11 protein-coding genes and 1 riboswitch are annotated in these 13,606 nt (G+C 66.9%); of the genes, 5 read left to right on the plus strand and 6 right to left on the minus strand.

The window, feature by feature from the left end; all coding sequences use genetic code 11:
* Nucleotide 1: 1 nt before the first annotated feature.
* Nucleotides 2–2,683, plus strand: a complete 2,682-nt coding sequence (locus LYSCAS_RS07005; protein ID WP_213437072.1) for a putative peptide modification system cyclase — start codon at nt 2–4, stop codon at nt 2,681–2,683.
* Here LYSCAS_RS07005 and LYSCAS_RS07010 read toward each other — a convergent pair.
* Nucleotides 2,668–3,009, minus strand: a complete 342-nt coding sequence (locus LYSCAS_RS07010; protein ID WP_213437074.1) for an NHLP-related RiPP peptide — start codon at nt 3,007–3,009, stop codon at nt 2,668–2,670. The two genes, LYSCAS_RS07005 and LYSCAS_RS07010, sit on opposite strands and share 16 nt — an antisense overlap.
* A 106-nt stretch (nt 3,010–3,115) precedes the next feature.
* Here LYSCAS_RS07010 and LYSCAS_RS07015 point away from each other — a divergent pair, with 106 nt between their 5' ends.
* Nucleotides 3,116–4,300 (plus strand): putative peptide maturation dehydrogenase, encoded by a 1,185-nt coding sequence (locus LYSCAS_RS07015; protein ID WP_213437076.1) that lies wholly within the window; start codon nt 3,116–3,118, stop codon nt 4,298–4,300.
* Here the strand turns inward: LYSCAS_RS07015 and LYSCAS_RS07020 are convergent, their stop codons facing one another.
* On the minus strand, nt 4,301–6,040 hold the full coding sequence (locus LYSCAS_RS07020; RefSeq protein WP_213437078.1) for a potassium/proton antiporter: 1,740 nt from the start codon (nt 6,038–6,040) through the stop codon (nt 4,301–4,303).
* A gap of 96 nt (nt 6,041–6,136) precedes the next feature.
* Nucleotides 6,137–6,358: riboswitch (cobalamin riboswitch) on the plus strand.
* Nucleotides 6,359–6,540: 182 nt separating this feature from the next.
* Between LYSCAS_RS07020 and LYSCAS_RS07025 the strand changes: the two genes are divergently transcribed.
* Both LYSCAS_RS07025 and LYSCAS_RS07030 read left to right on the plus strand, forming a co-directional pair.
* Nucleotides 6,541–8,946 (plus strand): ribonucleoside-diphosphate reductase subunit alpha, encoded by a 2,406-nt coding sequence (locus tag LYSCAS_RS07025; RefSeq protein ID WP_213437080.1) that lies wholly within the window; start codon nt 6,541–6,543, stop codon nt 8,944–8,946.
* A gap of 44 nt (nt 8,947–8,990) precedes the next feature.
* The gene (locus LYSCAS_RS07030) at nt 8,991–9,950 is read left to right on the plus strand and encodes a ribonucleotide-diphosphate reductase subunit beta (protein ID WP_213437667.1); all 960 of its coding nucleotides are present in this window, start codon (nt 8,991–8,993) and stop codon (nt 9,948–9,950) included.
* A gap of 4 nt (nt 9,951–9,954) precedes the next feature.
* Here the strand turns inward: LYSCAS_RS07030 and LYSCAS_RS07035 are convergent, their stop codons facing one another.
* From LYSCAS_RS07035 to ubiK, 3 genes are all read right to left on the minus strand, one after another.
* Nucleotides 9,955–10,341: a nuclear transport factor 2 family protein gene (locus LYSCAS_RS07035; RefSeq protein ID WP_213437082.1), complete on the minus strand. Its 387-nt coding sequence runs from the start codon at nt 10,339–10,341 to the stop codon at nt 9,955–9,957.
* 66 nt (nt 10,342–10,407) lie between these two features.
* Nucleotides 10,408–11,910 (minus strand): YifB family Mg chelatase-like AAA ATPase, encoded by a 1,503-nt coding sequence (locus tag LYSCAS_RS07040; protein ID WP_213437084.1) that lies wholly within the window; start codon nt 11,908–11,910, stop codon nt 10,408–10,410.
* A gap of 14 nt (nt 11,911–11,924) precedes the next feature.
* Entirely contained in the window at nt 11,925–12,191 is a 267-nt protein-coding gene (gene ubiK, locus LYSCAS_RS07045; RefSeq protein ID WP_213437669.1) for a ubiquinone biosynthesis accessory factor UbiK, read from the minus strand.
* A gap of 159 nt (nt 12,192–12,350) precedes the next feature.
* Between ubiK and LYSCAS_RS07050 the strand changes: the two genes are divergently transcribed.
* Complete coding sequence (locus LYSCAS_RS07050) at nt 12,351–12,689, plus strand: P-II family nitrogen regulator (RefSeq protein ID WP_213437086.1); 339 nt, start codon at nt 12,351–12,353, stop codon at nt 12,687–12,689.
* 4 nt (nt 12,690–12,693) lie between these two features.
* Here the strand turns inward: LYSCAS_RS07050 and speE are convergent, their stop codons facing one another.
* Nucleotides 12,694–13,542, minus strand: a complete 849-nt coding sequence (gene speE / locus LYSCAS_RS07055; RefSeq protein ID WP_213437088.1) for a polyamine aminopropyltransferase — start codon at nt 13,540–13,542, stop codon at nt 12,694–12,696.
* Nucleotides 13,543–13,606: the final 64 nt, after the last annotated feature.

Raw genomic sequence — 13,606 nt, forward strand, 5'->3', positions numbered from 1 at the left:
CATGATCGATCTCCCCACGGACAGCGCGCCTGCGCATAGCGCCGCCACCACCAGCCCGCAGGTCCGCACGCTGCTGCTGACGGACCTGTGCGATTCGACGTTGCTGGTCGAACGCCTGGGAGACGCGCCCGCGGCCGAACTGTTCCGCGCGCACGACCGGCTGGTGCTGGAATTGCAGCAACGGTGGCGCGGGCGGTTGATCGATCGTTCCGACGGTTTGCTGCTGTTGTTCGAACGCCCGATCGATGGTTTGGGTTTTGCGCTCGATTACACGCGTGGTTTGCGTGAACTCTCCGACCGGCCCGAAGTGCGCGCGCGCAAGCTCGTGCTGCAGGCGCGCGCCGGCTTGCACGTGGGCGAAGTGCTCACGTGGCGCAACAGCGAAGCCGCCGTGCAGGCGGGCGCCAAGCCGCTGGAAGTGGAAGGCCTCGCCAAGCCGCTCGCCGGTCGGCTGATGACGCTCGCGCGCCCCGGCCAGGTGTTGCTGTCCGCCACCGCCGAACCGCTGGCGCGCCGCGCCGCGCGCGAACTGGGCGAACGCAGCGAACACCTGATCTGGAAATCGCACGGGCGCTGGCGTTTGAAGGGCGTGCCCGACGGCCAGGAAATCTTCGAAGTCGGCGAACCCGGCTACGCCCCGCTGCGCGCCCCGAAGCAGAACGGCGGCAAGGCATGGCGCGACATCCCCGTGTGGCGCCGCCCGACCGCATTGGCCGCCGAACTGATGCTGGTGATCGGCATCGGCACCGGCGCGTGGTTCCTCACGCGTCCCACGCCCGCCATCGCCTTCAACGAACGCGACTGGGTGGTGGTGGGCGACCTGCGCAACCTCACCGGCCAACCGGTGCTGGACGAATCGCTGGAGCAGGCGTTCCGCATCAGCCTGGAACAGTCGCGCTACGTCAACGTGCTGAGCGACCTGAAGGTGCGCGACACCTTGCAGCTGATGAAGCGCGGGCCGGCGACGCCGCTGGATCGTGGGGTGGCGAGCGAGATCGCGCTGCGCGATGGCGCGCGCGCGGTGATCTTGCCGACGGTGGCGGAAGTGGGTGGGCGGGTGCGGGTGAGTGCGGAGGTCATTGATCCGCATACGCAGACGACGGTGTATGCGGAGTCGGCGGATGGGACCGGGGCGTCTTCAGCGCTGGGTTCAATAGACAAGGTGACGGGGGAGCTGCGCGAAAAGCTGGGTGAGGCGATTGCCAGCATCGAGCGGGATTCGGCGCCGTTGCCGAAGGTCAGCACGAACAACCTCGACGCATTGAAGGCGTATGCGTTGGGGCTCAAGGCGCACTTCGATTTCAAGCCAAAGGACGCGCTGGCGTACTTCGCTCGCGCCACGGAAATCGATCCCAACTTCGCCCTCGCGTACATCGCTGCGGGCCGGACGTATGGCCGAATTGGGGATGTGCCCGGCATTCGTCGCGAGTTCGACAAGGCGAACAAGCACCGGGATCACCTGGCGCCGAGGGAGCTGCTGACGCTTGACGCGCAGCTTGCACGTTTTGGGCCCGTCGAGCCGATGCTGCAGCGCTGGCAACAGTTGATTGCGATGTATCCGGATAACCAGGACGCGCATTTCGTCCTCGCCGTGGAGCTGATGCTTCGTGCGAATCAGTTCGAAGCCGGCCTGCAGCATGCAAAAGCTGCGTCGACATCGCAGAACCCGTATCGAGACAACGCCGTCACCCTGCAGGGCATGCTGCTGACCGGCATGGATCGTATCGATGATGGCCTGAAGATGTTCCAGGCGGCGTACAAGTTCGGCTTCAAGGGCGGTGCGGACGACTATGCGCGTGCCTATGCAGCGAAACGCGATTTCGCCAGTGCGCAGCGTGTCCTGGGAAGGAAGGCCGCCTCGGGCACGACCGTCGGCGACCTGAGGCACCCGATGCAGGAGATGTTGTTCGCACTGGACCAAGGCGATTTCGACACGGCGAGGGCGCAGGCCCAGCGTGGCACGCACAACGCACAGTCGGCCGAGCCGTTGTTTGCGCTTGCGCAGTGGCGCCTGCAGGCGCTGACGCTCCAGACGATCGAGCGCGCCATGCCGAAAGCGGACCTCGAGCGGGCGTTGCTGGCTGAAATCGATCACGTGCGCGCGCGGTCTGCGGAAACGGACGTTGTCGCGTCGAACTACAGCGAGATCCTGCTCCTCGCGCTCGGTGACCTTGGTGGATCCATCGATTCCCTGCCGACCGTACGCGCAGCATTGGCGGCGATCGAGAATTCAAAGGATTGGCAAGGTTTTCCGCTGATGGCGCAGATGCACGAGGTCCTGCTCGCCGAGCAGGATCGACTCTCCGGCAAGGCCAACGCAGCGTCCGCCAGGTTGGCGCCCATCGCGTCGCGGGATGAAGCGCTGGTCGCGGTGCATGTCGCGCTGGCGCGCGCGGCGGGAGAAGCGAAGCAGGATGCGTTGGCGCTGCGCCAACTGGATTGGCTGGTCGCGCATCGGGGTCGGGCGTACATGGAATGGGCGGCGGAAGGTGCGCTCACGCCATCCAACGTCGCGCAGACCACCCTGGCGCACCTTGAAGCGGCGGAGCTCCTGGCGCGATCGGGCCAGCAGGTGGCCGCAAAGGCGCGGCTGGCGCGCTTCCTGTCGTCCTGGCCGGCGAACACGTTGCCCGAGTTTCTCAGGCAACGTGTCGCCCGCCTGCAGGATCAATCGTCTGCCTGAAGTTCCATCGGCGCGCCGTAGTTCACGATCGCGTTCAACGTCTGCTCGAGCTTCCCGCGCTGCTGCGCGATCTTTTCCTTCGAAGCCAGCTGCGTTCCGGCGGCAAGTTGCAGGCAGCTGCCGCCGGACATTGCGGCCTGGTCTGACGTCGCAAGCTTGGCGCCGGCAGAGTCCGGGGCCTTCCAGCCTGCTTCCACGAGCGCCGCATGCGCATCGCGCTTGAACAAGTCGCGGAAATCGTCATCGCTAGACAGCCGATCGAGCAAGGTGCGGACGACTTTCGGGTCGAGTGGTTCGGTCGGGCCCGGGCCTTTCTTCATTGCCATGCGTGTCTCCCCATTTGAGCAAGTCAATACCCCGGGTGGCGACGCTACCCTTGTCTCGTGGTGTTCACAAGCTCTAACGTTGCCGTTTTACGCTCAGGAGCGTTCGATGCGCGTGCGGCGCTGTGCGGTGTTGTGGCTCGAGCCGAGGGAGACAGCACAGTTCCAACTGGAGGACCTGCTTTCCGGAGGCACTGGCATCGTGAGCCAAGTCGGCTGGCGAGCGCACGCACCGCAGTTCGACGAAGCATTGCCGGTGGACGAGGACGACGTGCTGTTGCTCGGCCGGCTCAGTCCCGTGGATTGGATCGACGATGGTCCCCTGCGCGCAAAACACGGCGCCGCCAGGCTGCGCACCTTGCTGCGTGCCGGCCTGTTGATCGGCCAGGGGAAGGCGTGGCGCGCCCAGCGACTCGCCGATGACGAATTGCGTGCCCAGCATTGGTACGGCTTGTCGGCCGTAGCCCACGCCAGGTCTCGATGGGTCGGGTTGGACGCGGCCCGGGAAGTGGCCGAAGCCGGCATGGATACGGCGGCCGGCCTGCGCAAACACTACGGACCGCCGCCCCCGACGCTCATGGAGCGCGGCCCCGCCGACGAACGCGTGCGCTTGCCGCGCGCGGTCCCGACCGCGCTTGATGCACTCTTCGACCAAAGGAGCACCTGTCGCAACTTCGATACCGAAGCCGTTCTGTCGCAGGTGCAGTTCGCACATGTCGTCGAACGTGTCTTTTCCGCACGCGGGCAGGTGCATGGCGCCGACGATTTCAACATGCTGAAGAAAACCAGCCCGTCTGGCGGCGCAATGCATCCGACGGAAGCGTATTTCATCGTGCATCGCGTCGAAGGACTTGCTCCCGGGCTATATCACTACCACTCGGTCGAACATGCGCTGCAACCATTGCCGTGGGAAGGCACCCCTGAAGCGTTGCGCGCCTTCGCGCGCCTGGCCGTCGGAGGTCAGCACTGGTTTTCGGACTCGCCAGTCCAGGTTGCGCTGGTGCCGCGTTTCGCGCGCAACTACTGGAAATACCAGAACCATCCCAAGGCGTATCGCGTTGCGATCCTGGACATCGGGCACCTCTCCCAGACGCTGCTGGTCACGGCGACCGAGCTTGGACTTGGCGCCTACATCACAGCGGCCATCAACGAGGTCGACATCGAACAGGCCTTCGGCCTGACAAGCTACGTGGAAAGCCCACTGGCGGTCTGCGGCTTCGGCCTCCGCGCGGACACGATGACGACCTCGGAGTTCGATCCCAACCGCAAGATCTGGCCGCGCAAACCGAAGTGATCAGCGGCCGCCGATCAGGCGCTCGCCCACGCCGGTGAATTTCAGGCCCACCTGCGCCACGCGATCGTCCTTCAGCGTGCGCACGACCAGCACCGCCTTGCCGAGCGCGAGGCGGTCGCCGACCTGGGGCTGTTCGTCGAAGCGTTCGTCGAACAGCTGCGAGGCCGTCGTCGCCGAGAAGCGCGACGGGATGCTGAGGTTGTAGAACGCGGCCAGTTCGCCCAGCGGCACGTCGCCCGGCAGCGCGAAGCTGCCGAACAGGTCCTGCTCCGCCAGCCGCGCATCGCTGCCTTCGGCGAACAGCCAGTCCAGGCGCGGCGCCTGTCCGGTGGGCGCAAGGAAGTACGCGTAGTCGTTTGCCTTCAGCGCTTCCGCGTCTTCGGGCAACAGCACGCGGCCATCGCGCACCACCATCGCCAGGCGCACGCGGCCGGGCAGGGCATCGCCGCGCAACACCGCGCTGCCGGGCGCGATGCGATAGCCGACCATGTCGTATTCCAGCTGGCCCGGCAGGTCGAGCTGGATGCGGCGCGTGTTGGGATCCGCGCGCGGCACCGCAACGTCGAACCAGTGCGCCGCGCGTGCCAGCGTCCAGCCCTGCACCACCAGCGAAGCGAACACCACGACGAAGGCGACGTTGAAGTACAGCGTCGCATTCGGCAGGTTCATCAGCAGCGGAATGGACGCGAGGAAGATGCCGACCGCCCCGCGCAAGCCGGTCCACGCGATGAAGCCCACTTCCGCGGGCCGGTAGCGGAACGGGAACAAACACGCCGCCACCGCGATCGGCCGCGCGACGAACATCAGGAACGCCGCCACGCCCAGCGCCGGCCAGAAAACGCCAAGCAACTTGTGCGGCGACGCCAGCAGGCCGAGCAGCAGGAACATGATCAGCTGCGCGAACCACGTGGCCGCGTCCTGCACCGACAGCACGTCGGTGCGCGCGCGGATCGGGCGATTGGCGACGACGATGCCGGCCAGGTACACCGCCAGATACCCGCTGCCGCCCGCGAGGTTGGTGAAGCCGAACAGCGCGACGGCACCGGACAACGCGAGCCACGGCGGCAAGCCCGACGGCAGGATGAACTTGTTGAGCGTCCATACCATCAGCCGCCCGCCGAGATAGCCCGCGACCAGGCCGAAGCCCACCGCCCACACCAGGCGCATCGCCAGCATCACCGGCCCCGCGGATTGCTCGCCCGCGATCCACGTCGTCAGCGCGATGGTGAGGAACACCGCCATCGGATCGTTGCTGCCCGATTCCACTTCCAGCGTCGCGTTGGTGCGGCGCTCCAGGTGCAGGCCGCCGGCGCGCAGCAGGAAGAACACCGCGGCCGCATCGGTGGAAGCGACGATCACGCCGAGCAGCAGCGCCTCCAGCAGGGGCAGGTGCAGCAGGTACATCGACGCGAACGCGGTGAGCGCCGCGGTGATCACCACGCCCAGCGTCGCGAGCACCACCGAGGGCAACACGCTGCCGCGCACGTGCGCCGCGCGCGTGCGCAGGCCGCCGTCGAACAGGATCACCGCCAGTGCGAGCGAGCCGACGAAGTAGGTGAAGCGCGTATCCGAATACTGGATGTGCCCGATGCCGTCCTCGCCGAGCACCAGGCCGAGCAGCAGGAACACCAGCAGCAACGGCGCACCGAACCGGCGCGCGAGCAGCGACGAGGCAATGCCCGCCAGGATCAGCAGCGCACCACCGAGCAGGCGCACGTCGATGTCGTGGAGATGCTCCAACCGTGGCTCCTCGGGGTTCGGACCGAGTGTAACGCGGTGCCCTGCAAGCGGCCGTCGCGCACCGTGCATCTTGTGTTGACGATCCGCGCGACCCCCACTATGTTGTGGCCCGTCGGTTTCGACGCGCGAGCGCCGGATGAAAAGGGAAGCCGGTGGGACTTATCAGTCGAATCCGGCACTGCCCCGCAGCGGTAAGTGGAAACGAAGTCGCGCATTGCACTGGGGCGGTGGCCCCGGGAAGCAGCGACGAGTAGGAGGCACGGGTTCGCCCGCGCCGCGTCCACGAGTCCGAAGACCTGCCGACAGCCGCGCGCCTGCACGCCGCGCGGTGCCGGCCGCGGAATCTCCGGGGGGAGATGGCTGGTGACGCAAACGCCGGGCGTCCGCCAATCGCGGATGCGTCGCGGCCGATGCGACGCCGCCCGTCCAATGTCCCGGGGACCGCATGCCACCGACTCGCCGAGGGAGCGATCGGACCGGTGCGCCACCACGGAGCCACCATGACCCACGCCACGCTCGACCCGTCGTCGCCCGTCGACGATGCCCCCCGTTTCGACCTCACCCCGCCGCCCACCGCGACCACCATGTGCGTGACCAAGCGCAATGGCAGCAGCGAAGCGGTCGACCTCAACAAGATCGTGCGCGCGGTGACGCGCGCGGCCGAAGGGCTGCACGCGGTGGAACCGATGCGCGTGGCGACGCGCACGATCTCCGGCCTGTACGACGGCGCGACCACGCGCGAACTCGACGAGCTGTCCATCCGCACCGCCGCGCTGCTGACCGGCGAAGAGCCGGAATACGGACGCCTGGCCGCGCGCCTGCTGGCGCGCGTGATCGGCAAGGAAGTCGCGAGCCAGGAAATCCACGCGTTCTCGCAGTCGGTGTCGCGCGGGCACGAAGTGGGCTTGATCAACGACCGCCTGCTCGGTTTCGTGCAGGCCAACGCGCGCAAGTTGAACGAAGCGCTGGACGTGGCGCACGACCGGCACTTCGATTACTTCGGCCTGCGCACGCTGTACGACCGTTACCTGCTGCGCCACCCGCACTCGCGCAAGGTGATCGAAACGCCGCAGCAGTTCTACCTGCGCATCGCCTGCGCGCTGAGCGACGACGTGCCGGGTGCGCTTGCGCTGTACGGCCGCATGGCCAACCTGGAATACCTGCCGAGCTCGCCCACGCTGTTCAACAGCGGCACCACGCACGAGCAGTTGTCGTCGTGCTTCCTGCTGGATTCGCCGCAGGACACGCTGGAGTCGATCTACCAGAAGTACGGCGACATCGCGCAGTTGTCGAAATTCAGCGGCGGCATCGGCGTCAGCTTCACGCGCGTGCGTTCGCGCGGCTCGCTGATCCGGTCGACCAACGGGCATTCCAACGGCATCGTGCCGTGGCTGAAGACGCTGGATTCGTCGGTGGCGGCGGTCAACCAGGGCGGCAAGCGCAAGGGCGCGGCGTGCGTGTACCTCGAGCCGTGGCATGCGGACGTCGAAGAATTCCTGGAGCTGCGCGACAACACGGGCGACGAAGCGCGCCGCACGCATAACCTCAACCTCGCGAACTGGGTGCCGGACATCTTCATGCGGCGCGTGGAGGCGGACGCGGCGTGGTCGCTGTTCGATCCGCGCGTGGTGCCGGAATTCACCGATCTGTACGGCAGCGATTTCGAAGAGGCTTACGAACAGGCCGAACGCCAGGGCAAGGCCGTGCGCACGGTGCGGGCACGCGAGTTGTACGCGCGGATGATGCGCACGCTGGCGCAGACCGGCAACGGCTGGATGACGTTCAAGGACAAGTGCAACCGCGCGAGCAACCAGACGCTGCGGCGCGGCAACGTGATCCACCTGTCCAACCTGTGCACGGAGATCCTGGAGATCACCTCGTCGGAGGAGACGGCGGTGTGCAACCTCGGGTCGATCAACCTGTCGCGGCATTTCGACGAGGACGGACAGTTCGATTTCGACACGCTGGCGGAAACCGTGCAGTTGGCGGTGCGGCAGCTGGATCGCGTGATTGACCTGAACTTCTATCCGATCGATTCCGCGCGCCGCGGCAACCTGCGCTGGCGCCCGGTGGGCCTGGGCGTGATGGGCTTGCAGGATGTGTTCTTCCGCTTGCGGCTGCCGTTCGACAGCGACGCGGCGCGCGCGCTGTCGGCGCGGATCGCGGAGGCGATCTACTTCCATGCGCTCGAAGCCTCGTGCGAGCTGGCGATCGAGCAGGGCCGGCATCCGGGCTTCGCGGATACGCGCGCGGCGGAAGGCGAATTGCAGTTCGACGCGTGGGGCGTGGTGCCGGAGAACGCGGAACGCTGGGACGCGCTGCGTGCGCGCATCCGCGAACACGGGCTGCGCAATTCGCTGCTGATCGCGATCGCGCCGACGGCCACGATCGCCGCCATCGCCGGTTGCTACGAATGCGTCGAACCGCAGACCAGCAACCTGTTCAAGCGCGAGACGCTGTCGGGCGACTTCCTGCAGGTCAATCGTTACCTGGTGGAAGAGCTGAAGAAGCTCGGGCAATGGACGCCGGAGATGCGCGATGCGATCAAGCAGGCCGAAGGCTCGATCCAGGGCATTCCGCAGATTCCTGAGGCGCTGCGCGAGGTGTATCGCACGACGTGGGAAATCCCGATGCGCGCGCTGATCGACATGGCGGCCGACCGCGGCGCTTTCATCGATCAGTCGGCCTCGCTCAACCTGTTCATGGACAGCCCGAACATCGGTGCGCTGTCGTCGATGTACATGTACGCGTGGAAGCGCGGCATCAAGACCACGTACTACCTGCGTTCGCGCCCGGCGACGAAGATCGCGAAGGCGACGCTGTCCGATGGTGCAGCACAACCCGCGCCGATGGAGGCGATCGCGTGCTCGCTCGAGAACCCGGAATCCTGCGAGGCCTGCCAGTGACCGCGCGCCTGCTCGACCCGGGATTCGAACTCACCCTGCGCCCGATGCGCTATCCGCAGTTCTACGAGATGTACCGCAACGCGATCCGCAACACGTGGACGGTGGAGGAGGTGGACTTCTCCGGCGACGTCAATGATCTCAAGCACAAGTTCGGGCCGGCGGAGCGGCACCTGATCGAGCGGCTGGTGGCGTTCTTCGCCACCGGCGATTCGATCGTGGCCAACAACCTGGTGCTCAACCTCTACCAGCACACCAATGCGCCGGAAGCGCGCATGTACCTGTCGCGGCAGTTGTACGAGGAAGCGCTGCACGTGCAGTTCTACCTCACGCTGCTGGACACCTACCTGCCGGATCCGCGCGAGCGGGCGCGCGCGTTCGCGGCCGTGGAGAACATCCCGTCGATCCAGCGCAAGGCGGCGTTCTGCTTCAAGTGGATGGCCTCGCTGCAGGACACGGCGCGGCTGGAGACGCAGGCGCACCGGCGGCAGTTCCTGTTGAACATGATCTGCTTCGCGGCGTGCATCGAAGGCTTGTTCTTCTTCGGCGCGTTCGCGTACGTGTACTACCTGCGTTCGCGTGGGCTACTGCACGGCTTGGCATCCGGCACAAACTGGGTCTTCCGCGACGAGAGCGCGCACATGGCGTTCGCGTTCGAAGTCATCCGCACGGCGCGCGAGGAAGAACCCGACCTGTTCGACGCCGACCTGCAGGCGCAAGTCGTCCAGATGATGGTGGAAGCGGTGGAATGCGAGTACGCGTTCGCCGAAGACACGTTGTCCGGCGGCGTGGCCGGGTTGTCGTTGCGCGACATGCGCGAGTACCTGCAGTACTGCGCGGACCAGCGGCTGGTGCAGCTCGGGATGCCGCGCCATTTCGGCGCGCGCAACCCGTTCCCGTTCATGGACCTGCAGGACGTGCAGGAGCTGACCAACTTCTTCGAACGCCGCGTGTCGGCCTACCAGGTGGGCGTGCAGGGCGAGGTCGAGTTCGACCACGCGTTCTGACGCTTCAACGCGCCTGCATCGGGGACTCGGTATGGATGGCGCAGCGCCACGCGCCATCCTGCCGCACCCAGGTCGACGAGTCGGACACCTTCATGCGGACGTCCTTGCCCTTCTCGTTCGTGGTCTGGTCGACTTCGTACGTCAGGATCGCCACGTCGTCGGACGGATGCAGCACCGAGAGGTTCGACAGTTCGTACTTGACCAGCTTGTAGTCCGGGTTGTCCGCCATCTTGCGGTAGCCCGCATGGTCGAACTGCATCGCGCCGTGCTGCGACACCATCAGCGCGGGCTCGGCGAGCAGGCCGAGCGCGACATCGGTATTGCCGTCCACCATCGTCTGCCAGAAGCGCTTTTCCAGCGCGATGATCTCGTCCTTGTCGTTGTCGGCCATCTGCTTCGCCTCCTGTCGTGGGGGCGTTTGCTTTAGCAAGGCCCGCGACAAGAGCGGGTGAATCGGTCAGCCGGTTCCGCGATCCAGGCGGCGGTAGCCGATGGCTTCGGTGAGATGCGCGGTGGCGATGGATTCGCTGCCTTCCAGGTCGGCGATGGTGCGCGCGACGCGCAGGATGCGATGCATCGAACGCGCGGAGAGTTGCAGCATTTCGATGGCGTGTTCGAGCAGGCGGCGATCGTCGGGGGCGAGACGACACGTGGCTTGGGTCTGCGGCACATCGAGCCGCGCGTTGTGGCACCCGATGCGTTCGAGTTGGCGATCGCGTGCGGCGATGACGCGCGTGCGCACGACGGCGCTGGATTCGCCGGGCGCGGCATCGTCGCGCAATGCGCTCGGCGGCAGGCGCGGGACTTCGACGTGCAGGTCGATGCGATCCATCAACGGCCCCGACACGCGCGCGGTGTAGCGCTGCAGCATCTCGGGCGAACAACGACAGCGGCCCGACGGATCGCCGGCCCAGCCGCACGGACACGGATTCATCGCGGCGACGAGCTGGAAGCGCGCGGGAAACGTGCAATGGCGCGCGGCGCGGGCGATCGTGGCGACGCCGGATTCCAGCGGTTCGCGCAGCATCTGCAAGGCGTGGCGATCCCATTCGGGCAGTTCGTCGAGGAACAGCACGCCGTGGTGGGCGAGGGAGATTTCGCCGGGACGTGGTTCGGTGCCGCCGCCGACGAGGGCGATCGCGCTCGCGCTGTGGTGCGGGGCGCGGAAGGGGCGTGTGCGCCACGTCGATGCATCGATGCCGCGGCCGCTGACCGAGGCGACCGCCGCGGCTTCGAGTGCTTCGGCTTCCGTCGCTTCCGGCAGCAGGCCGGGCAAGCGCGAGGCAAGCAACGTCTTGCCGCACCCTGGCGGTCCGACGAACAACAGGTGATGCCCACCGGCCGCCGCGACTTCCAACGCACGCCGCGCATGCGCCTGTCCCCGCACGTCACTCAGGTCGGCGACTCGCACGTCTTCGACCTCGCGCACCTCCGGCACGGGCAACGTCTTCGTCCCCGACAACGCCGCACACACTTCGAGCAACGTGCGCGCCGTGCGTACATCCGCATCGCGCACCAGCGCCGCCTCCGCGCCGTTCTCCGCCGGCACGATCAACCGTCGCTTCGCCGCCGTCGCGGCCATCACCGCGGGCAGCACGCCATCGACGGGGCGCAGTTCCCCCGTCAGCCCGAGCTCGCCGATGAACTCCACATCGCGCATCGCCTGCTGCGGCACCTGGCCGCTCGCCGCCAGGATCCCGAGCGCGATGGGCAGGTCAAACCGCCCGCCGCCCTTCGGCAAGTCCGCCGGCGCGAGGTTGATGGTGATGCGGCCGTTGGGGAATTCGAGTTGCGCGCACTGGATGGCGGCACGCACGCGATCGCGCGCCTCGCGCACGGCCGTGCCCGGCAATCCCACGATGTGCAGCGCCGGCAATCCGGACCCGAGGTGCGTTTCCACCTGCACGTCGGGCGCGCGCACGCCGGCGCGTGCACGGCTGTGCACGAGCGACAGACCCATGGGGGTGGCTCAGGTCAGTGGCGCGGCGGCGCCGGCGCGTCGATCTGCGATTCGAGATCCGCGACGGTGCGCTGGAGTTCGTCCAGCTTCTCGCGCGTGCGCAACAGCACGGCGCGCTGCACTTCGAATTCCTCGCGAGTCACCAGGTCCAGCTTGGCCAGGCCCGACTGCAGCACGGATTTGAAGTTTTCCTGCAGTTCCTCGCGGCTGTCGCGCAGGGACGGAGGCACGAGGCTGCTGAGCCGGCGGGCGAGTTCGTCGAGCTTCTCGAAATCGATCATGGCACTCATCACCTGAGCTCCTTCCTGGAGGATCTGCAGCTTGCTTGGGAGACACCCGGCGCGCCATCGGACGGCGCCGCGCGCGGGGGTCGGTGGAAACCTACGAACGGCAGCCACGACCGGCGGTATGCTGCCGGCTGCCGACATGGAGACGACGTGATGAAGATGGTCATGGCGATCATCAAGCCCTTCAAGCTGGATGACGTCCGCGAGGCCTTGTCCGAGGCGGGCGTGGCGGGCATCACGGCCACCGAGGTCAAGGGGTTCGGGCGGCAGAAGGGCCACACCGAGTTGTACCGCGGCGCCGAGTACGTCGTGGATTTCCTGCCCAAGATCAAGCTGGAGGTCGCCGTCACCGACGACCAGGCCGATGCCGTGGTCGAGGCCATCATGCAGGCCGCCGGCACGGGCAAGATCGGGGACGGGAAGATCTTCGTGTGGGAACTGGACAAGGTGGTCCGGATCCGCACGGGCGAACTGGACGGGGACGCGCTCTAGCGCGTCACTCCCCCAGCGCCGCCGCCACGAACGGGATCGACGCCATCGCCCCCTGGTGGATATCGGCGGTGTAGTACTTCGTCGCGAACGTCTTCTCGCGCGCATCCACCGCCCGGTAATCGAAGCCCCCCGACTTGCGTGCCAGCGTGCAGCTCCACCACCCGGTCGGGTAGCAGGGCTGCGGGAACGGCAGCGTCTTGAACGTGGTGAAGCCGGCCTTGCCCATCTCGGTGCGCATTTCCTTGATGAGGTCCAGCAGCACCAGCGGCGATTCGGACTGCTGCACCAGGATGCCGTCGTCCTTCAGCGCCTTGAAGCAGGACGCATAGAAGGCCTTGTTGAACAGGCCCTCGGCCGGGCCGACCGGATCGGTGGAATCCACGATCACGATGTCCACGCTGCCTTCCGGGCAGTTGGCCATGTACGCGATGCCGTCGTCGAACAGCAGTTCGGCGCGCGCGTCGTTGTTGGCGTCGCACAGCTCCGGGAACCACTTCTCGGCCATGCGCGTGACCTGCTCGTCGATGTCGCACTGCGTGGCGGATTCCACGCCCGGGTGCTTGAGCACTTCGCGCAGCGTGCCGCAGTCGCCGCCGCCGATGATCACCACGCGCTTCGGCGCGGCATGCGTGAACAGCGCCGGGTGCGACATCATCTCGTGGTAGAGGAAGTTGTCGCGCGTGGTCAGCATCATTGCGCCATCGATGAGCATGAGGTTGCCCCAGTCGGTGCTCTCGTAGATCTCGATCTTCTGGAAGGGCGACTGCACCTCGTCCAGCTTGCGCGTGATGCGGTAGCCGATGGCCGAGCCGGCGGGCTCGAAGTTCTCGTACATCCAGGTGGGCTCGGTCATCGCGGCAAGTCCGGCAGGGCGTTGGGGGCGCGCATTGTAGGGCGCTCGCCGTCGTGGCGCTGCC

Source organism: Noviluteimonas caseinilytica, assembly GCF_018406605.1.
GTDB classification, from domain to species: Bacteria; Pseudomonadota; Gammaproteobacteria; order Xanthomonadales; family Xanthomonadaceae; genus Noviluteimonas; species Noviluteimonas caseinilytica.